16 protein-coding genes and 1 pseudogene are annotated in these 19,545 nt (G+C 60.1%); 5 read left to right on the top strand and 12 right to left on the bottom strand.

Features of this window, described 5'->3' with window-relative positions:
• The first annotated feature begins 82 nt into the window (after positions 1 to 82).
• The 4 genes from AC1DQM_RS20730 (at position 83) to AC1DQM_RS20715 (ending at position 3,629) form a co-directional block, all read left to right on the top strand.
• A complete protein-coding gene (locus AC1DQM_RS20730) occupies positions 83 to 415 on the top strand; it encodes a DMT family transporter (protein ID WP_007939639.1) in 333 nt (110 codons plus the stop codon).
• 231 nt (positions 416 to 646) lie between these two features.
• Entirely contained in the window at positions 647 to 1,822 is a 1,176-nt protein-coding gene (locus AC1DQM_RS20725; RefSeq protein ID WP_138866688.1) for an NAD(P)/FAD-dependent oxidoreductase, read from the top strand.
• Positions 1,819 to 2,631 carry an aldo/keto reductase gene (locus AC1DQM_RS20720; RefSeq protein WP_477746774.1) on the top strand — a complete coding sequence of 271 codons (813 nt, stop codon included), beginning with the start codon at positions 1,819 to 1,821 and terminating at the stop codon, positions 2,629 to 2,631. Before AC1DQM_RS20725 ends, AC1DQM_RS20720 begins: the two co-directional genes overlap by 4 nt.
• Positions 2,632 to 2,663: 32 nt before the next feature.
• Positions 2,664 to 3,629, top strand: coding sequence for a hypothetical protein (locus tag AC1DQM_RS20715; RefSeq protein ID WP_019582177.1), 966 nt, complete (start codon positions 2,664 to 2,666; stop codon positions 3,627 to 3,629).
• Between the two features lie 157 nt (positions 3,630 to 3,786).
• Here AC1DQM_RS20715 and hldE read toward each other — a convergent pair whose 3' ends face one another.
• From hldE to msbA, 4 genes and pseudogenes are all read right to left on the bottom strand, one after another.
• A complete protein-coding gene (gene hldE, locus AC1DQM_RS20710; RefSeq protein ID WP_477746773.1) occupies positions 3,787 to 5,208 on the bottom strand; it encodes a bifunctional D-glycero-beta-D-manno-heptose-7-phosphate kinase/D-glycero-beta-D-manno-heptose 1-phosphate adenylyltransferase HldE in 1,422 nt (473 codons plus the stop codon).
• Positions 5,209 to 5,310: 102 nt separating this feature from the next.
• On the bottom strand, positions 5,311 to 5,916 hold the full coding sequence (cysC, locus tag AC1DQM_RS20705; protein ID WP_477746772.1) for an adenylyl-sulfate kinase: 606 nt from the start codon (positions 5,914 to 5,916) through the stop codon (positions 5,311 to 5,313).
• Positions 5,909 to 6,612: pseudogene (locus AC1DQM_RS20700) on the bottom strand (sulfotransferase family 2 domain-containing protein). Before AC1DQM_RS20700 ends, cysC begins: the two are co-directional and overlap by 8 nt.
• A gap of 185 nt (positions 6,613 to 6,797) precedes the next feature.
• Positions 6,798 to 8,600, bottom strand: coding sequence for a lipid A export permease/ATP-binding protein MsbA (gene msbA / locus AC1DQM_RS20695; RefSeq protein ID WP_064615993.1), 1,803 nt, complete (start codon positions 8,598 to 8,600; stop codon positions 6,798 to 6,800).
• 156 nt (positions 8,601 to 8,756) lie between these two features.
• On the opposite strand from msbA, the gene AC1DQM_RS20690 reads away from it, so the two are divergent.
• Positions 8,757 to 10,622, top strand: a complete 1,866-nt coding sequence (locus AC1DQM_RS20690) for an O-antigen ligase family protein (protein WP_477746771.1) — start codon at positions 8,757 to 8,759, stop codon at positions 10,620 to 10,622.
• Positions 10,623 to 10,758: 136 nt separating this feature from the next.
• On the opposite strand, the gene AC1DQM_RS20685 is transcribed toward AC1DQM_RS20690, so the two are convergent.
• From AC1DQM_RS20685 to AC1DQM_RS20650, 8 genes are all read right to left on the bottom strand, one after another.
• Positions 10,759 to 11,643: a glycosyltransferase gene (locus tag AC1DQM_RS20685; protein WP_064615991.1), complete on the bottom strand. Its 885-nt coding sequence runs from the start codon at positions 11,641 to 11,643 to the stop codon at positions 10,759 to 10,761.
• Entirely contained in the window at positions 11,640 to 12,794 is a 1,155-nt protein-coding gene (locus AC1DQM_RS20680) for a glycosyltransferase family 4 protein (RefSeq protein WP_064615990.1), read from the bottom strand. Before AC1DQM_RS20680 ends, AC1DQM_RS20685 begins: the two co-directional genes overlap by 4 nt.
• Positions 12,791 to 13,675 carry a DUF6625 family protein gene (locus AC1DQM_RS20675; protein WP_477746770.1) on the bottom strand — a complete coding sequence of 295 codons (885 nt, stop codon included), beginning with the start codon at positions 13,673 to 13,675 and terminating at the stop codon, positions 12,791 to 12,793. Before AC1DQM_RS20675 ends, AC1DQM_RS20680 begins: the two co-directional genes overlap by 4 nt.
• Before the next feature lie 52 nt (positions 13,676 to 13,727).
• Positions 13,728 to 15,161 carry a PIG-L deacetylase family protein gene (locus AC1DQM_RS20670; protein WP_064615988.1) on the bottom strand — a complete coding sequence of 478 codons (1,434 nt, stop codon included), beginning with the start codon at positions 15,159 to 15,161 and terminating at the stop codon, positions 13,728 to 13,730.
• 8 nt (positions 15,162 to 15,169) lie between these two features.
• Positions 15,170 to 16,066, bottom strand: coding sequence for an antimicrobial resistance protein Mig-14 (locus tag AC1DQM_RS20665; protein ID WP_111453898.1), 897 nt, complete (start codon positions 16,064 to 16,066; stop codon positions 15,170 to 15,172).
• Positions 16,066 to 17,196: a glycosyltransferase gene (locus tag AC1DQM_RS20660; protein ID WP_018928551.1), complete on the bottom strand. Its 1,131-nt coding sequence runs from the start codon at positions 17,194 to 17,196 to the stop codon at positions 16,066 to 16,068. Before AC1DQM_RS20660 ends, AC1DQM_RS20665 begins: the two co-directional genes overlap by 1 nt.
• A complete protein-coding gene (locus tag AC1DQM_RS20655; RefSeq protein WP_018928552.1) occupies positions 17,180 to 18,937 on the bottom strand; it encodes a carbamoyltransferase family protein in 1,758 nt (585 codons plus the stop codon). Before AC1DQM_RS20655 ends, AC1DQM_RS20660 begins: the two co-directional genes overlap by 17 nt.
• Positions 18,938 to 19,111: 174 nt before the next feature.
• Entirely contained in the window at positions 19,112 to 19,447 is a 336-nt protein-coding gene (locus AC1DQM_RS20650; protein ID WP_081626544.1) for a YceK/YidQ family lipoprotein, read from the bottom strand.
• Between the last annotated feature and the right edge of the window lie 98 nt (positions 19,448 to 19,545).

The raw sequence follows: 19,545 nt of genomic DNA, 5'->3' as shown, positions 1-19,545 counted from the left end.
AGATAGGTAATGACTTTACCGCATCTGGCGGATCTCTAGAATGCCGACCTCAGAAAGCAACACTTCATACGAGGATTGACCCATGACCGCTTACTACTACCTCGCCATCGCCATCTGCGCCGAAGTGATCGCCACCGTTTCGATGAAAGCGGTCAAGGGTATCAGCACGCCACTGCCGCTGCTGCTGGTCATCGTCGGTTACGGCATTGCTTTTGGGATGCTGACCCTGGTGGTGCGCAGCGTTCCGGTCGGCGTGGCCTACGCGGTATGGGCCGGCATGGGCATCGTGATGGTCAGCGTCGCGGCGCTGTTTATCTACGGGCAGAAACTGGATGTGCCGGCAATGCTGGGGATGGCGCTGATTGTGCTGGGCGTCGTGGTTATTCAGCTGTTCTCGAAAACCGCGGGGCATTAACTGCCGACATCAACCTCTTGTGGCGAGGGGGCTTGCCCCCGTTGGGCCGCGAAGCGGCCCCGAATCCGGTCACCGCTTTTTTCTGACATATTGCGGCGGCAGGCTTTACGACTGCTGCGCAGTCGAACGGGGGCAAGCCCCCTCGCCACAATGGATCTCTTGATCGCCAGCAAAACCTCCAATCCATGAGTCTGTATACTGCGCCCTCGTCTTGAACACTGAGGTCGCTGCATGCCATCCGTTATTTCCACCGACGTTCTGATTGTCGGCGCTGGTGTCGCCGGCCTCTGGCTGAATGCACGCCTGCGCCGCCAGGGTTTCTCGACCGTGCTGGTGGAAAGCGCCAGCCTCGGTGGCGGGCAAAGCCTGAAGTCCCAGGGCATCATCCACGGCGGTGCCAAATACGCGTTGCACGGCGCCCTGACCGGCGCCTCGGAAGCCATTGCCGACATGCCGCGTCGCTGGCGTGAAGCACTGGCCGGCGACGGCGAACTGGACCTGTCCGGCGTGCGCGTATTGTCCGATGCCCATTACCTCTGGTCCCCCGGCACCCTCGCTGGCAACCTCACCAGCTTTTTCGCCAGCAAAGCCGTGCGCGGGCGGGTCGATCAGGTCAAAGGTGATCAATTGCCGCCGGCGCTGCAAGACAAGCGCTTCAAGGGCAAGGTCTATCGCCTGACGGAACTGGTGGTCGACGTGCCGAGCCTGATCCAGCGCCTGGCCGACCTGGCTGGCGACGGCCTGCTGGCCGGTCAGCACATCGAACCGCTGCTGGAGAATGGTGAACTGGTCGGTTTGAAAGTCGACGAACGCGAAATCCGCGCCCAGCGCATCGTTCTCAGTGCCGGTGCCGGCACCGCTGACCTGCTGACCGCGCTGGGCCTGAGCCAACCGGCCATGCAGCGCCGTCCCCTGCACATGATCATCGTCAAAGGCCCGAGCCTCAAACCGCTGTACGCCCACTGCCTGGGCGGCGGGCCGAAGCCGCGCGTCACCGTGACCACTCACCCGGCCGCCGATGGCCAGTGGGTCTGGTACGTGGGCGGCGACATCGCCGAAGCCGAAGGCGTGGCCCGCGAGCCAGCCGCGCAAATTGCCGCCGCCCAGAAAGAACTGGGCCAACTTCTGCCGTGGATCGACCTGAGCACCGCACAGTGGGCGACCTTGCGGGTCGAACGCGCCGAGCCGCTGCAATCGGGCTTGACCCGCCCGGACAACGCCTTCCTCGCCGAGCAGAATCGGCTGCTGGTGGGCTGGCCGACCAAACTGGCCCTGGCACCGGACTTCGCCGACCGCGTCTTCGCCACACTGCAACGCGACGGTATTCAGCCGAGCCATCCGGCCCCGCTGCCGGAACTGCCGAAACCGCCGATAGGCACCCCTGCCTGGGAGCAACTGCTGCCATGAGCCAACCGACCCTGCATGACCTGCATCGTCCGCTGGGCAGCACCGGCCTGCTGGTATCGCCCCTGGGCCTGGGCACAGTGAAACTTGGCCGCGATCAAGGGGTGAAATACCCCAACGGCTTTCAGATCCCCGGCGACGACGAAGCCCGCATGCTGCTCAAACTCGCGCGCGACCTGGGCATCAACCTGATCGACACCGCCCCGGCCTATGGCCGCAGCGAAGAGCGTCTCGGCCCGTTGCTGCGTGGTCAGCGTCAGGACTGGGTAATCGTCAGCAAGGTCGGTGAAGAGTTCGCCGACGGTCAGTCCCGCCATGATTTCAGCGCTGCGCATACCCGGTTCTCGGTGGAGCGCAGCCTGCAACGCCTGGAAACGGACTTTATCGATCTGGTGCTGGTGCATTCCGACGGCAACGACCTGGCGATCCTCAACGACAATGAGGTCTATGCGACCCTTGCCGAGCTCAAGCGCGAAGGCAAGATTCGCGGTTTCGGTTTTTCCGGTAAAACCGTCGAAGGCGGCTTGAAGGCTCTGGAACAAGGTGATTGCGCAATGGTCACCTACAATCTGAACGAACAGAACGAGAAGCCAGTCATTGACTATGCTGCTGCTCACGGCAAAGCGATCCTGGTCAAAAAGGCCCTGGCCAGCGGCCATGTGTGCCTGAGCCCGGGCGTGGACCCGGTGCGTGCCAGCTTCGAGTTGTTGTTTGAACACCCGGGGGTGGCCAGTGCTATTGTCGGGACCATCAATCCGCTGCACCTCGCCCATAACGTCGCGACCGTTGCCCAGGTCCTTCGTAGCCATTGATGCCGCCCACGCGGCCTTAAGCAGGAGCCGACATGCCGCGTACGCTGATCAGAAAGAACCCGAGCAACTTCAAGACCCTGCCGCTGTTCGTCGAAGCCACACCCGAAGGTTTGAGTTATCAGAGCGTCGGGATGCCGTTGAATTTTTCCCAGACCCTGCAACGCCGCCGTCCAGTGACGGTGGCCGACAGCGAGCGGTTTGCCCTGGAGCTGGCGAACCTTGGGGTCTCGGTGCGCCTGACCCTGCATTGGCAGAATCGCGATTACTGGGTGTTGGTGCGTCAGCGTCGGCAGGATCGCGGCGACGTGGTGCTCAAGCTGATCTCCGGCTACGTGCCGGCCCATGAGCTGAACCTGCCGCTGCACACGGCGACCCAGGAAATTGCCGAAGAGTGCCTGCTGGAAACCCCGGAGGGCTGGCTCAGCGGGCGCTTCAACGAAACCTGGCTGCCAGCGCCCTACTCGGCAGCCCTGCATTACCGCGAAGCCCTGCCGTTTCGCCTGACACCACTCTCCGGCTCGGCGCGGCCGGTGCGCTGCGCGAACATGCCGCTGATCGAACGTCCCCGGGCCTACGTGCACTTGCCGACAGCCTCGCTGCAATTGATCTACGATTTGCGCCTGGACGTGCCCAAGGAAGCCAAATCCCTGAGCCTGTTCCATGTCGACGAGCGGCTGGAGGGCGATCAACTGGTGGCCCGGCTCGATCGCAAACGTCCCGATTTGTACCTGATGCCACTGCAGGACGGTCAGCCGATGGCCGAGCTCTATACCCTGAAAAAGGATCACCTGTACCCGGCAAGTACCCGCGGGTTGTATCTGGCGGAGAGTTTTGCCCGGCAAGAAGGCTGGCTGGTGAGGGATGAGCGGATTCGCTGGAAGGATTGGGTGCGGCAGCAGGGTTTGACCCCACCGGGGAAGGATTCGGGCCTGGCCCGGTTACGCGGGAAGGCGAAGCAACTGCTGAAAAGAATCGTGCCGCGCAAGGCAGCACGATAGAACACTTGTGGCGAGGGGGCTTGCCCCCGTTGGGCCGCGAAGCGACCCCTGATCCGGTCACCGCGGTTTTACTGACATATCGCAGCGGGAGGTTTTACGACTGCTTCGCAGCCGAACGGGGGCAAGCCCCCTCGCCACAGCAAGCCCTCATCCAAAATCAGTGATTGCGAATCTTCTCGACAATCGCCGTGGTCGAGCTGTTTTCCACCAGCCCCAGCACTTTCACGGTCCCGCCGTAAGCGTTGACGATGTCCGCGCCAACCACTTGGTCGATCCCGTAATCACCGCCCTTGACCAGTACATCCGGCTTGACCGCACGCAGCAGGTTTTCCGGGGTGCCTTCAGAGAAGCTGATCACCCAATCGACGGCGCCTAAACCTGCCAGCACCGCCATGCGACGGTCGACGCTGTTGATCGGCCGACCCGGCCCTTTCAAGCGACTCACCGACGCATCGTCATTGACCGCCACGATAAGGCGATCACCTTGGGCGCGCGCCTGTTCGAGGTAAGTCACGTGGCCGGCATGCAGGATGTCGAAGCAACCGTTGGTGAACACGATCTTCTCTTTGTGCGCTCGCGCGTCATCGACCGCCAGCAGCAACTGCTCGAGGCCCAGCACACCGCGCTCGGAGCCTTCCTCGCGCTGGATCGCACGACGCAGTTCCGGTGCGCTGATGGCCGCGGTACCGAGCTTGCCGACCACGATGCCCGCCGCCAGGTTGGCCAGGGCCACCGCATGGGGCAGCTCTTCGCCAGCGGCGATCGCCGCCGCCAGGGTAGAAATCACCGTGTCGCCGGCGCCGGTCACGTCGAACACTTCACGGGCACGGGCCGGCAGGTGTAGCGCCGGATGATCCGGGCGCAGCAAGGTCATGCCGTGCTCGCCACGGGTTACCAGCAATGCACCGAGGTCGAGGTCGTGCATCAGCTGCGCGCCCTTGCTCACCAGTTCGTGCTCATCGGCGCAACCGCCGACGATGGTTTCGAACTCGCTGAGGTTCGGGGTGATCAGGCTCGCGCCACGGTAGATCGAGAAATCCTTGCCCTTGGGATCGGCCAGCACCGGAATGCCACGGGCACGGGCGGCCTGGATCAGCACCTGATGGTTTTTCAGCGCGCCTTTGCCATAGTCGGACAGCACCAACACCTTGATGCCTTCGAGCAATTCGTCGACTTGCTCGCCCAGCGCCAGGGCGTCAGTTGCGAAAGGCTCTTCGAAGTCGATACGCAGCAATTGCTGGTGACGGCTCATGACCCGCAGCTTGACGATGGTCGGCTGGTGCGCAATGCGCTGGAACAATGCCCGCACGCCGGCACCCTTGAGGCTATTGACCAGGCTGTCGGCGGCTTCGTCGTCGCCGGTCACGCCGACCAGCGAGGCCGGCGCACCGAGCGCGGCAATGTTCAAGGCAACGTTGGCGGCACCGCCCGGGCGGTCCTCGATGTGCTCGACCTTGACGACCGGTACCGGCGCCTCAGGGGAGATCCGTGAGGTACCACCATGCCAGTAACGGTCGAGCATGACATCGCCGACCACCAAGACAGGGGCTTGATTGAATCGCGGCATGGACAACTTCATGGAGCAACCCACATACAAAATGAACAGGGGCGCGATATTAACACAGGGTTGGCGCTGGCTTGCGGGGCGGCTGCAACCGGATGAATCGGCAGGGAATTCTGTTCATTTATTGAGCAGAAATTGCGATAAACGATGGCAAGCGTCCTCACGTTGCAGCACCTGGGTGTCGATCTCGCACTCCGCCGTCAGCGGTGCCTCATAAGGGCTGTCGATGCCAGTGAAGTTCTTGATCCGCCCTTGGCGGGCCGCTTGATACAAACCTTTGGGGTCCCGTTGCGCGCACACCGCGAAGGGTGTGCTCACATATACCTCGATGAAATCGCCCTCAGCGAACAACCGACGAGCGGCATCACGCTCTGCGCGAAACGGCGAGATCGCCGCAACAATCACAATCAAACCGGCGTCGACCATCAACCGTGCCACCTCGGCCATGCGCCGGATGTTTTCCCGGCGACACTCAGCACTCATTCCCAAGTCACGACACAGGCCATTGCGCAGGTTGTCGCCATCGAGCAGGAACGTGTGCAGCCCGCGCCGATTGAGTTGCAACTCCAGTGCATTGGCCAGGGTCGACTTGCCCGCGCCTGACAGGCCCGTCAACCACAGGCAACGCGGGTGCTGGAATTTGATTGCGGCGCGGTCGCGGTTCGACAGTGACAGATCGTAAGGCCTGATCTCTGGAACAGGTATCGACAGGGTCTCATTCATAACCGAGCATTTCGTAATCGCGCTGGTACACCCGTCGCACCAGCCGACGGGTACGCACCGAGCAGAAATCGCGGGCAAGCATCGGACGCCGCTGTTGCGAGCCGTGACGTGAGGCAACACCGCCCAGTGACCTACCTGTTCGCAGACCAGGCGAAAATCCCGCTCCAGATGCTCCTGGTAGCCAATGAAGTCCAGGGCCAGATGCCCCAGGGAGTCGGTCAGAAAATCCGTTTGCGCGGCAAAATGCATTTGTCGGCTGATTGTCTCCGAATGCAGCCAGCGAGCGACGAAATCATCGAAGTCGCGGTAGTGGCAGACCAGCCTCTGCGCCGCCTGATCGCGCCGGCCCAACTCATTGCCGCGCAAAAAAGCATAAGCCGAGTAGGCCCTTTCCAGCGGATCACGAACGAAGGCGAACTTGAAGCTGGCGGCAAACTGCTCGGGAAATTGCTGCTCGTACCAGTACAACGGCAAGTGCCCGGGGCTCCACCCATCGAACATCGCCGCACATACGCTGCTCCCGGCACACTTGGGAACATGAATGAATAGACAAGAACGCTGCTCGAAGGCCCGTGGGAAGCTCAGGCTGGCCGACATCGACTTGTTGATCACCTGACGGTCCACGACCGACAGGCGTCCCAGCAGGAAAGCCCGCTGCGGCTTGGGCAAGAGCTTCCAGAGATAACGTTGCAGCATGGCAGTACCCGCGCGAAAGGGTTGCCCCCCTCGATTGAAGTCAAAGTTCGTTCAGGAACCTTAACAAGCGCGTTGCCGAGATTTATTCCGGTTTGGTCAAGAAGCGTAAAGGTCTGGATACAATCCACCGGACGCGTTGCACGCCGGTGAATGCAAGGGTGAGCAGGGCTCACCCTTGCATCGAATCAGGCGATGTCTTCAGCCGGGGCGTCGAGGCCCATGGCGTTCAGGCGGGCGTAGTAGCCATTCTGCGCCAGAAGCTCGGCATGGGTGCCGCGCTCGACGATCCGGCCCTGATCCATGACCAGAATCAGGTCAGCCTTCTCGATGGTCGACAACCGGTGAGCGATGACCAGCGTCGTTCGACCTTTCATGACCTGATCCAGTGCAGCCTGAATATGCCGCTCGGATTCGGTATCGAGGGCCGAAGTGGCTTCGTCGAGAATCAGCAACGGTGCATTCTTCAGCAAGGCTCGGGCAATTGCCAGACGCTGACGTTGACCGCCGGACAGCAACACGCCGTTCTCGCCGACCTGGGTGTCCAGGCCTTCGGGCAACTGCGCAATGAAGTCCATCGCGTAGGCGTCTCTTGCCGCTTTCTCGATGTCTTCGCGGGGAGCCCCAGCCAGATCGCCATACGCAATGTTGTTGGCCACGGTGTCGCTGAACAGCGTCACATGCTGGGTCACCTGTGCGATGTGCCTGCGCAGGTTCAGCAGCTTGTACTGTTCCACTTCAACGCCATCGATCAGGATCTCGCCCTTGTCGTGGTGATAGAAGCGCGGAATCAGGTTGGCCAATGTCGACTTGCCGCTGCCCGAACGCCCCACCAATGCCACCATTTGCCCCGGCTCGACCGAGAAACTGATGTCATCGAGTACCTGGCGATCGGTGCCCGGGTAAGTGAAGCTCAAGTGACGCACATCCAGACGACCGCTGACGGCATCGCGCTCGATGGTGCCGTTATCGACTTCGGGTTCGACGTCCAGTTGCTCGAAGATACTCTCGGCGCCGGCCACACCTTTCTGGATGGTCGAGCTGACTTCAGACAATTGGCGGATCGGCTTCGGCAGCAAGCCTGCCAGAGTGATGTAGGCCACCATGTCACCGGCGGACGCATCTCCGCGCAGGAACAACACCAGGAACATCAGCACCGCCATGGCGGTGTAGATCACCAGCTGCAACAGCGGCGTATAGATGGCGCCGGTGCGAGTCATGCGCAATTGCTTGTCGGTGTTGCCCTGGCTGGCATTGAAGAAACGCCTTTCTTCATAGACTTCGCCGCCGAAGCTGCGCACCACGCGATAGCCCTGGATCGTTTCCGAGGCCACGTGGGTCACGTCCCCCATGGCAGCCTGGATCTTCTTGCTCTGTTTACGGAATTTCTTGCTGGCGGTGCGCACCATAAAGGCGATCAACGGCAGGATCGCAACCATGACCAGCGTCAGGCGCCAGTTCATGAACAGCAGCGAGGCGAACAGGAACGCCACCGTCATGCCTTCACGGATTACGACCTTGATCGCATCTGTAGCCGCCCCCGTGACCATGGTTACGTTGAAGGTGATGCGCGAAATCAGATGACCCGAGTTATGCTTGTCGAAATAACGGTTGGGCAAGACCAGCAGGTTGTTGAACAACTGCACACGCAAGTCGTGGACAAGTCCGAGGGAAACCTTGGCCAGAAAGTAGTTGCCCAGATAAGATCCGAGCCCCTGCCACGCTGCAATCAGGATGATCAGCAAAGGCACGGCCTGCAGCAGTTGCAGATCACGCAGGTACGGTACGGTTGGAAACAGCGCCGCTTCGGGATTGGACAGGCCGTCGACGAAATACTTGAGGATGTACCCGAGCATTGGCTGAGTCGAAGCGAAAATCAGAAAACCGACAATGCTGATCAGGAACAGGCTGATGTACGGCCGGACATAGCTGAGCAGGCGGAAGTAAATTTTCAAGCTCGATGGGCTTGCGGAGAGACTGGAGTCGGTCATATCACGCGAATGTCGATAAAAAGGACGCTGACTTTAGCACAGCTTCTTCAGGGTTCTGGCAATCGCATAAAGGCTGTTATTGTTAAGCGTCATAATTCAACATCAAATAGCCATCACCCCAAATGGCCGATCAACTTCAGGATTGAATCTCTCAGCATGCAACTCAGTGGCTTCAACAACACATCCAATCGAGTCTTCGATTTCATTTGCCTCTGGATTCTTCCACTCGGCTACTTCCTGCTGCTGTGCGCGATGTTCTTTCTGCCTGGTCGCAGCCTGCATCACAAGATGTTTTATGGCCTGTTCAGCATCCCATCGTTTATTGTCCTGTGCCTGCGCCCCCGCGAACTCAAAGAGTTGCTGCGCGAACCGATCTTCGTCGCGGTGCTGTTGTTCGCCGCCTGGGCCTTGCTCAGCCTGAGCTGGGGGCCGCCGATGGATCAAAGCGTCACCGGTCAGTTCAAACCCTCTTTGCACACCCTGCTGTTGTTCGCTGGCTGCTACCTGCTGGTGCGCTACCGAAGCGAGATCATCCAGCCCCTGCTGTTCAGTGCCGCAATGGTCGGGCTGATCGCGTCGGCCTACAACCTATTCATGTTTACCCGCCACTACGAGCCGGGCATGCGCCTGATCGGGAGCGGCGCATTCGACAACCCACTGCTCAGCTCCCACGTATTCGGCTTTTTTTGTACCTACTGGCTGAGCGTGAGCATGACCTGCAAGCGTCGCCAGATGCTCTGGCTGAGCATCCCGGCGATGGCGATCATGTTCGCCACGGTGATCGCCACCGGCTCCAGAACCCCGCTGGTTGCTTTGACACTGGCTGCGTTATGGCTGAGTTTCATCAGCTGGAACCGTCGTTCTTTCATATTGCTGGGTACCCTGTTGATCGGTGGCGCAGCGGTTGCCGTACTGTTTTCGCAGATGATCGTCGAGCGCGGCGACTCCTATCGCTTTGAAATCTGGCAGCTGGCCCTGCAAAAAATTGCCGAGCACCCGTGGATCGGTCATGGCTACAACGCCACCCTGACTCTCGACCCCGGTATCGGCTACACCTTGCAGGAGCCTCATAGCTTCGCCTTGGGGGTGCTCTATTACGTTGGTATTTTCGGCTTGCTGCCGTGGCTGTTCTTCCAGGTCCGGTGCTTGCTGAATAGCTGGCGGTATCGCCTGCAGCCGTTGTTCATCATCGCCTCGACCTGGCTGGTATTCGGCATCGGCGCCGGCCTGACCGAAGGCGGCGGTATCATTTCCCGGCCCAAGGAGCACTGGTTTTTGCTGTGGATTCCGCTGGCGCTGATCGCCGCATTAAGCATCAACCAACGGGCCAGGCGCCTATTGGCAATGCCGATCAGGACCTTGACGCCGGCCGCCCTGCAACAGTTGACCGCCAGTGCCCAGGTGATCGAGGAAGACGGGCTGGGGCCAAAAGTCCTGCGCCTGGTCGATGGCAGCTTCCTCAAGTTGTTCCGCCGCCGTCGCTGGTACACCTCGGGTAGCTTCAACCCCTATTCCGAACGGTTTGCCGCCAACAGCGAGCAATTGCGCAACCTGGGAATCCCGACCCCGCAAATTCTGGACCTGTATCGACTCAAGGACGGTAGCAGTGCCGTACACTATTCGCCGCTGCCGGGCAGCACTTTGCGTCAGGTTCTTCAAGGCATCACCGCGCCCGCGGTGCGTCAGGCGCTGGTTGAGCGTTTCGGCAAGTTCATGGCGCAACTGCATGAACAAGGTGTCTATTTCCGGTCACTGCACCTGGGCAATGTACTGGTACTGGATGACGGTGAGTTCGGCCTGATCGATCTGGCGGACATGCGCATCTACCCGTCATCGCTGAGCCTGTCCCTGCGCAAGCGCAATCTGCGCCATATGCAGCGTTACGCCGTGGATCGACGCTGGCTGTTCGAAGACCACTTTGGCGCGCTACTTCAGGGCTACGCCGTGATGGCGTCGAAATCTGCAGTGGATAACCTACACAGGCAAGTACTGACCGGGAGTCATCCCGCCCGGGCTCATTAATAGTCGAAACCAACCCGTTCATTGCGCTGGCGGCCTACCTGCTGGCCATCGTGACCGCCGCCCTGTTCCCGACACCTCAGGCATGCCGGTGAGGGCCGCTATACCGGCATCGATGGCTGCGCGTCTCAGGGTGGGCTCAGTCTTTTTCCAGCGGTGAGAAATACAGCCGCCCCAGGCCGCGCCAGGTCTTCTTGTTCCAGGCCTTGAACGGTATCTGCGCCAACAGTTCGCGCGCCAGCTTGCGGTCGCGATTGGAGGTTTTCAGGAACATCGAGCTGAGGAATTTGTAGCGCACCTCGTCGTACAGCGGATGATCGCTGAACAGCGCGTAGGAGCGCAGGATGTTGTCGATCATGAAGCGGTTATTCTTGTAGGAGTTGGTGGCGTGCTTGCGATAGCGCGCCATCAGCACATTCAGGCCATCGATGAAGTAGCCGGCGCGGGTCACCTTCAACTCGATCAGCAAGTCCTCCAGGCGAATGTTCGGATCGAAGCCGCCTACCTTGTCCAGCGCTTCACGGCGAATCATCAGGGTCGGCGCCGGCGGATAAGGCTTGCGCTCCAGGAACATGTCATCGAAGTCCAGGCGACGGAACGGCACATCGCGACGCTGACGATTCTCCGGATAGAGATTGCCGTCGGCGTCGATCAGTTCGATGTTGCCGGCGCAGATCCCGACCTCGGGCTTGCCATCCATATACGCCACCTGGGTGGCGATGCGCTCCGGCAACATGATGTCATCGGACCCGAACGGCACGATCAAACTGCCCTTTGAGCGCGCAATGGCGCCGTTGAGGGTGTTGGTCAGCCCCTGGTTCTGCTGGACCCGGAAATCGAAATCGTGCTGCGCCTGCAAGGCATTGATGCGCTCGACGCTGTCATCGCTGGAGCCGTCATCGATGACCAGCAACTCGATATTCTTGTAGGTCTGGGTGAGGACGCTGAGGATGCTTTCCTCGATATAGCGACCGTGGTTGTACGACGCGATGATGACCGTGACGAGAGGTTGCACGTCGTTCATGGTTGCTCCCTGCGGGCTTGACTCAAGCCGGAGTCGATCAGGTTCAGGTACTCCTGGCGGAATACCTCGATGTCGTGTTGCTCCTGGAGATAGCGGTAGGCCTGTTCACCCTTGGCCTTGAGCTCGTCATCCGACAGCCCCAGGTAGTTCTCCAGCGCTGCGACCAGCGTCGGCACGTCCGCCGGGGTAATTGCCAGACCGCCCGCGCCCTGAATCAGCGGCAACATGGCCGGTACGTTCGAGGCGATTACCGGCAGGTGCCCGCTCATGCCCTCGAGCAATGCCAGCCCCAGGCCTTCAGCCAAGGACGGCATGGTCCAGATGTCGAACGCCCGAACATACTGCAAGGCGTTTTCCTTGAAACCCAGCAAATGCGCACGACCGGTCAGCCCAAGGCGCTCGATCTCGGCGGCCAGGCGCGACTCTTCACGCCCCGCACCAATGATTGCCAGTTGGGTGTTCGGGTATTTGTCCTTGAGGGTGGCAAAGGCCTGCAGCAGGTAGGTGTGGCCCTTGACCGGCACCAGCCGGCCCAATGCACCGATCAAGCGCACCGACGGTTCGATGCCCAATAACTCGCGAGCACGCTCGCGGCTGTGCTGCAAACCTTCAGCCTGCTCGATGTCGATGGCGTTGGTGATCGCGTAGGTATTCTGGTCGGTAAAGCCGCAGTCGCAATCGAGCAGGTACTGTTTGACCGCTGGCGACACGCCGACAAAGCGCCAATGGCGATCGATCAGGCGTTGGGTCTGGCGGCGCCGGTAAAACCGGTCGTACTCGCCAAAACCGTGGGAGATGCCGATGCACAGCGGTACTTTCAACCAACGGTTGAGCGCCAGCATCATGTTTACCGGTTTGAAGCGATTGCAAATCACCACGTCGAATTTTTCTGCGCGGCAAAACTTGTACAACTGCCACATGGCGCGCAGGCGCATGCCCTTGAGGGACTTGTCGGAAAACTCGAAATACACCGAACGGTCGGCGCGACTTACGGCCTCGCCAGGCCCGGGCTTGCCACGCAGGAACGCCGCGGTCACTTCATAGCGATCGCTCGGCAGGGCCTTGACGATCTGCTCCGCGAGGTCGGCAAAATCATGGGCTTTGACGTTGTAGTCAGGCTGCAACTGCAGAACCTTTGACCGTTGACTCATAACTCTCCCCGGTGAAAACCAGTCGCATCGATGACCCATGCCGGCTCGGCGGCGAGGCGCCTGATCTCGGCTGGATCGGGTGGGGGCAACCGTGACCATTCGTTGCGTTTCCAGCAGACGAAGTGGAAATACGGATACCGGCGGTCGCCATCGCGATCGTTACTCAAACAGCCATTGCGCCAATACCAGTGCTGCGGAAAATCATCCGTGCCGTCGTGCCACTTGATGCAACCGCCCGGCGTACTGAACGCCTCGATGAATTCGCTGCGGCGACGCCACGAATTGAGCTTGCCCAACAGAGAGAACAGTGGCTCGGGAAAATTCTTGCGCCAGAGGAAGATCCGACTGAATGCGCCTTCATCCAGCGCGTGATGCGCCTGATCGGTAAAGCGTGTTCGCCAGTCCTTGATCTGCATGAACAACTCACGTTTGCGGGCAGTGTTGCGCATCAGACAGAGATGGCCTGCCACCCGCCGCTCGTGGGTAGAGAACAGGTCATAACTGGCCAACCGATCAGCGGTGAAATAACTTCGCAGGTCACCAAATACCAGATCAATATCGCCGAACGCCCAGAAATCATAGCCTTGCAGGCGGTCGACATGAATATGCCCCAGGGCAGGCTTGATGTCGCAGAGCTTATAAGGCGCGTCCGGCACAAAGTCGATATTCAGCCGCTGTGACACCAGCGCGCAGTACTCGCTGAAACTCATGGCTTCAACAGTCACGTTGGGCGGCAGGTTCTCAGGAGTACCGCAATCACTGAACAGCAACCAGTCGATATCAGCGTTGCGTCGGCAACTCTCGAGGAAAAACGGCATCCAGAACGGCCAATGACCGAAATACGGAATCAGGAACAGGATGCGCGGGCATGGATTGATCACAGAAATACTCACTGCTGCGTGGATACGCCGCCATGCTAGGCCGCGCGATACTTCATTTCTGCCTAACAGATGTTTCACCATGCTTCAGAACCCAGAACAACTCATGCTGCCTGACCGCCTTGCGAAAGAACTCGTTCTCGCCATAGACGGGTGGCACTCTACTGGCCAGAAGCCACTGTATCAACCGTCGTAAACGTCGCTTGAACGGCATGGGCGGTTGCAGGTCGTGCATCATGCCCAACGCCATTGCTTTATCACGCTGACGCGCCAAAGGCATTCGCAGACAGCAGGGCTGCATCGGCGTTGTCGAATCGAACGCCGGTGGCAGGGCGATGCCATGACCCGCATCCCCCATAGGCCAACGATCATTGTCATGCAGATGGTTGGCATAGCCAAGCACGGTGGTCGGCTGCCACTCCAGCCCGCTCAACGCTTCGAGAACCGCTGCCTGGGCACAGATGTGATCCGGGTGCGGGTCGAGGGACGGGTGCGGCAATACGATCACTTGCGGACGCGCCCTCAGCAACAGTTCACGCAGATCGGCCAGTAAATTATTCCAGGTCGGCGCACCATCGACATCGCCCGGCAGGGCAAATGGATTCAACTGACGAAATAACCGGGTGTCTCCCAAATCCGCTTCGCGCGAACCCACCGGTGTGGCCGGCGCGGCCTGCATCGCCGCCAGTTGCAGGCAAAAATACCCCAACTGCACGCAATGGGCCTCAGGCACCCCGGCCCAGCGCGGTACGGCGATGCTATCCCAGGCCCGCAAACGGCCTTTGAGACGAGCCGCCTCGACCGTGTTCAGACCCATCTGTTGATAATGTTCGGCTTCAATTTCACCGGCGGTCAGGGTGACGATCCAGGCTTCGTCGGCCTGGCTGTACAAACCGTATGCGGCCAATTCAGCGTCGTCGGCATGGGGTGCAATCACCATCACTCGCTGACGGCGGTAGTCCGGTTGCTCGAACGCCCAGAGCACAGGCTCGCCGAGCAACCGACAGAAACGCCCGCGCAGACGCAACTCGCCTTGCGACAACACGTTTGCCTGACCACTGAGATTGAGGTAACGCAGGCCGTTTACACCGCGCTCGAAGGTTTGCCGGTCGGGGTTATCCCCCCCCAGCAACTCGACCACCGGATCGATAAAGCGCCCCAGCCAAGTACTTTTCACCCGCAGCGCCAGTATCAGCGTGGCGTCATCGACCAGCATGACGCCCTCATCCAGCCGTAACCGTTCACCGTCCAGATGAATCTTGGGTTGCGGGGTATACGGCGGGAAGCTGTATTGATAATCGTCTTGGGGGGAATAAAACAGATGGTCGGCAAACCACGCCTCGTGGGCGATCCAGCCCAGCACCGCAAGCACCAGCGGCAGCCACCAGGCCACCAGCACGCCGATCGCAATCAGCAGCATCAACGCAATCAACAGGCCGATGCGTTTGTTGCGCCGATGGCGCTTGAGCAGTTGCTGTTTGCGACTCATGGGTTGGCTCATACCGTGAAGACCGGCACAGAATTGCACCAACGGTCCTTGTACTCACGGTCGGTTCGACCAAAGGAAAACCGTAGGGGTTTATCCAACGCGCGTGCATGTTCCCAGGCGCTTTGGGTGTTGAGGAAGCTCAGCACGCTGCCCGGGCTGAATTCGCGGGTCTCGGGATCGACACCGCCGTTGACGTATTCGATGCTGATCCATTCCGGCGCCTCGACGCGGTACACCAGTTGAGTCGCAATCGGTGCGTCGTTGAGGAAAATCACCGAGCCGATCAGCAACTCGCGCAACAACTCGATCACCTCGCCCATGCGCTCGGCACCGGTGGCCGGAAAGCCCCAGCGACGCTGGAACAGGTCGCAATAGATCGCCGCCAGCTCACTGCTGGAAAACTCGGTAACCGGCCGCACCACGCCGCCCGCCTCTTCCAGCAGACGCAACTCGCGGCGCTGGTTGTAGCGAAACTTTTTCGACAATTCTTCAGGCGTACGGGCCAGCGCCAGTTGTTCTGTCTGCAGCTTGATACCGGTAAAACGACCTTCGCTCAGCGCCGACAGGTAACGCCCCCGATGGCGCAGCGGTGCCTGGGCATCGGCGGCGGCCGGCAGGATCAGTTCGGCATTGCCGAGGTCGAACAGGCCTTTTTTACCCGTGCGCTTGAGCACGTCCTTGGACAGCGCCAGGTCGCGCCCCCAGGTCGGGATGGCGGCTTTCACTTCGCCGTCCTGCTCCCAAGCCAGGTAACGCACCGGGATGTCGGCCAAATGTGCCAGACGTTCGACTACCAGAGGATGAGTCGCGACGCTGCCGCCAAAACGCTGCCAGGTTTGTGCATAAGTCGAGGCGTCGACCTGCACCCAGCCACGCTCGCGCCAGCCTTGAAATCGGTTGAGCATCAGCCCCTCGGTGCCAGTTCGGTAACGTGCGGCAAATGCCAGAAAGCATCGCGCACCGCGCGATCGGAGAAGCGCTCACGCAAGCGGTCGAACATCAGCTCGGCGCACTGGCGGCGTTGCTGCTCGTCCATCGCGGCCAGATGTTGCAGCCCTTGAGCCAGGTGCCCGGCATCGCCCAGCGGAAATAGAATGCCCACACCTTCGACCACTTCCCTGGCGCCACCACACGCGGTGGCGAGCAACGGCACACCGGCGGCCATGGCCTCCAGCAATACCATGCCGAACGGTTCATGATCGGAACTCAAGGCAAACACATCGAAAGCACGGAAGTAGCGACGCGCCTCGGGCACCTGGCCGAGGAACAGCACGCGATCGCCAATACCCAGTTCACGCGCCAGGGCCTTGAGGTCCTGCTCCAGCCGACCGCTGCCCAGAATCACCAGCTGACTGTTGGCCGGCAACCCCGGCAATGCCGTGGCAAAACCATGCAACAACGTAGTCTGATCCTTGTCCGGATGCAGGCGCCCGACGTTGCCGACAATCCAGGCATCCATCGACAGACCGAGGGTTTCCCGGGCCTCGCGAACCGACACCTGACTGGCCTGTAACGCCTGTACATCAATCCGGTTATAGAGCGTCTGAATCCGCGCCTGCGGCCATTTCGGCAAGCAACGGCGCATGTCGTCACGCACCGCATCGGAGACGCCGAGCAGGCTCAGGCGTTTGCGGAAAATATGCGCGAACAGTTTGCGGGTGCGGCGCTGGTAATCACCAAACGCGTGATGCACGCCAATCACCGGCAACGAAGTGCCGAGCAGGGCGATGTAGATCGGTTTGAAACGGTGAGCGATGCAGAAACTGAAGTTGCGCGACGCGGCGATCTTGCGCAGATCGCCGATGGCGCCCAGCTTCAGGCCACGAATGGCCTTGGAGCTGTACTCCATGAACAGCACCTCGTCGGACGCACAGTTCGCGGCGACTTGACTATCTGCAGCACCGGTCAGGAACACCGTGGTCACGCGATAACCGGTCCCCGCGAACAGGCTGGCGTACTGCCGGGCGCAGTCCAGAAACGGCCCGTCATAGCCGTGACAGAACTGCAGCACATGGCGTTCAGCCGAGCGAGTCATAAGCGTCCGCACCTTCTTTGACCACCAGAATGTCTTCCATGATCAGATACTGCAGGTCGGAACCGAAGAACATGTTCAAGGCGTCGGTCGGCGAGCAGATCATCGGCTCGCCACGACGGTTGAGCGAAGTATTCAGCGACACACCGTTGCCGGTCAGTACTTCCAACGCCTTCATCATGTCGTAGTAGCGCGGGTTGTATTCGCGCTTGAGCACCTGGGCCCGGGACGTGCCGTCTTCATGGACGACTTCCGGCACGCGGGTTTTCCACTCTTCAGCCACTTCGAAGGTGAAGGTCATGAACGGTGCAGGGTGATCGATCTTGATCATTTGCGGCGCAACGGTGTCGAGCATCGACGGGCAGAAAGGCCTCCAGCGCTCGCGGAACTTGATCTGATGGTTGATACGGTCCGCCACGCCGGCCACGCTCGGACAGCCAATGATCGAACGACCGCCCAAGGCACGCGGACCGAACTCCATGCGACCCTGGAACCAGGCCACCGGGTTGCCATCGACCATGATTTTGGCGATCTGCTCCGGCATATTGTCGAGCTTGCGCCACTTTGGCTTGTCGGCATGACGGGCGCAGGCCGCGATCACGTCTTCATTGCTGTAGGACGGACCGAGGTAGACGTGTTCCATCTTCTCGACCGGTACACCACGGGCATGAGACACATAAGCCGCTGCACCCACCGCGGTACCGGCATCGCCGGACGCAGGCTGGACGAACAGTTCTTTGATGTCGTCGCGGGCAATGATCTTCTGGTTCAGCTTGACGTTCAACGCACAACCACCGGCGAAGGCCAGCTTGCCGGTTTCCTTGAGCACATCGCCCAGGTAATGGTCGATCATCTGCAACGCCAGTTTCTCGAACAGCGCTTGCATGCTCGCGGCGTAGTGAATGTAGGGTTCGTCGGCGATGTCGCCTTCACGTTTCGGCCCCAGCCACTCGATCAGCTTCGGCGAGAAGTAGAAACCCTTGCCCTTCTCTTTATAACGACGCAGACCGATGACGTTGGCGTAGTCGGTGTTGATCACCAGTTCGCCGTTTTCGAACGAGGCCAGGCGCGAAAAATCGTATTTGCTGGCGTCGCCGTACGGCGCCATGCCCATGACCTTGAACTCACCGTCGAGCATCTCGAAGCCGAGGAACTCGGTGATCGCGCCGTAAAGGCCGCCGAGGGAGTCCGGATCGAAGAATTCCTTGATCTTGTGGATCTTGCCGTTTTCGCCATAACCGAAGAAAGTCGTGGCGTACTCGCCCTTGCCGTCAATCCCCAGGATCGCGGTTTTCTCTTTGAAACCGGAGCAGTGGTAGGCGCTGGAGGCGTGGGCCAAGTGGTGCTCGACCGGCTCGATCTTGATCTTTTTCGGATCGAAACCCAATTGCTCGAGGCACCAGACAATCTTGTTGCGATAGCGCTTGTAGCGACGGTTACCCATCAGGATCGCGTCGAGGGCGCGGTCCGGGGCGTACCAGTAGCGCTTGGCGTAGTGCCAGCGAGCCTTGCCGAACAGGCTGATCGGCGCGAATGGAATCGCCACCACGTCAACGTCGGATGGCTTGATGCCCGCCTGCTCGAGGCAGAATTTCGCCGATTCGTAAGGCATGCGGTTCTTTGCATGTTTATCGCGCACGAAACGCTCTTCTTCAGCCGCCGCGACCAGCTTGCCGTCGATGTACAAGGCTGCGGAAGGATCATGGCTAAGGGCGCCGGACAGGCCAAGAATCGTCAATGCCACAGGGGTCTAGCCTCTTTAGTCTGCATGCAGGCGCAACGCGCCTCAAAAATTAATGTGCCCTCGCAAGGGGCGAGAGACAGCTAAAGGGCGGGATTATAGCGTAAACGTGGCGGGAATGACCCTGCCCTTATCGGCGCCGTGAAGATGACGTCGAGCCCAAGCGTTCGCCTTTGCTCATCCGCGACCCGGCCGCCAGTAAATCCTGATGTTTCCGTCGGCAGCTTGCCGGTAAATCGTATAGGGCAAGAAAACCGTGTCGAATACACCCGAAAGGGTCAAGTCCAGCAATACGAACGGCACCAGAATACCCGTGGGATCGGGCGGCGCGTGCAGGAGACAAAAGTCGTGAGCCAGACCGCTGTAGATGCGAGGAATGGACTGACAGTAGGTCTTTTGCTTTCTGAGGCCACGAGCGGCGTCTTCGTCATCCTGCAGCACCGTGACAGCGGTCCCGCAGCCAGACAGCGCCAGTGAAAAAGAGCTCAACATCACAGCCATTTTTATCGTCAAAATCTGCCCTCCGAGAACGTCAGGCAAACTAGCATCGCGGCTATTCAGGGCACAGTTCATGGGTTCTGCAGATCATGTAGGACAATTCACAAGAACTT

The organism is Pseudomonas sp. 01L34, from assembly GCF_056400265.1.
This window is presented reverse-complemented; position numbering and strand designations above follow the sequence as displayed.

Excerpts from the sequence above, each read along its gene's own strand:
- hldE (WP_477746773.1), bottom strand. The coding sequence starts at position 5,208 with ATGAAGTTGTCCATGCCGCGATTCAATCAAGCCCCTGTCTTGGTGGTC.
- AC1DQM_RS20685 (WP_064615991.1), bottom strand. The coding sequence starts at position 11,643 with ATGAACGACGTGCAACCTCTCGTCACGGTCATCATCGCGTCGTACAAC.
- cysC (WP_477746772.1), bottom strand. The coding sequence starts at position 5,916 with ATGAATGAGACCCTGTCGATACCTGTTCCAGAGATCAGGCCTTACGAT.
- AC1DQM_RS20665 (WP_111453898.1), bottom strand. The coding sequence starts at position 16,066 with ATGCTCAACCGATTTCAAGGCTGGCGCGAGCGTGGCTGGGTGCAGGTC.
- AC1DQM_RS20680 (WP_064615990.1), bottom strand. The coding sequence starts at position 12,794 with ATGAGTCAACGGTCAAAGGTTCTGCAGTTGCAGCCTGACTACAACGTC.
- AC1DQM_RS20660 (WP_018928551.1), bottom strand. The coding sequence starts at position 17,196 with ATGACTCGCTCGGCTGAACGCCATGTGCTGCAGTTCTGTCACGGCTAT.
- AC1DQM_RS20670 (WP_064615988.1), bottom strand. The coding sequence starts at position 15,161 with ATGAGTCGCAAACAGCAACTGCTCAAGCGCCATCGGCGCAACAAACGC.
- AC1DQM_RS20720 (WP_477746774.1), top strand. The coding sequence starts at position 1,819 with ATGAGCCAACCGACCCTGCATGACCTGCATCGTCCGCTGGGCAGCACC.
- AC1DQM_RS20690 (WP_477746771.1), top strand. The coding sequence starts at position 8,757 with ATGCAACTCAGTGGCTTCAACAACACATCCAATCGAGTCTTCGATTTC.
- msbA (WP_064615993.1), bottom strand. The coding sequence starts at position 8,600 with ATGACCGACTCCAGTCTCTCCGCAAGCCCATCGAGCTTGAAAATTTAC.
- AC1DQM_RS20715 (WP_019582177.1), top strand. The coding sequence starts at position 2,664 with ATGCCGCGTACGCTGATCAGAAAGAACCCGAGCAACTTCAAGACCCTG.
- AC1DQM_RS20730 (WP_007939639.1), top strand. The coding sequence starts at position 83 with ATGACCGCTTACTACTACCTCGCCATCGCCATCTGCGCCGAAGTGATC.
- AC1DQM_RS20725 (WP_138866688.1), top strand. The coding sequence starts at position 647 with ATGCCATCCGTTATTTCCACCGACGTTCTGATTGTCGGCGCTGGTGTC.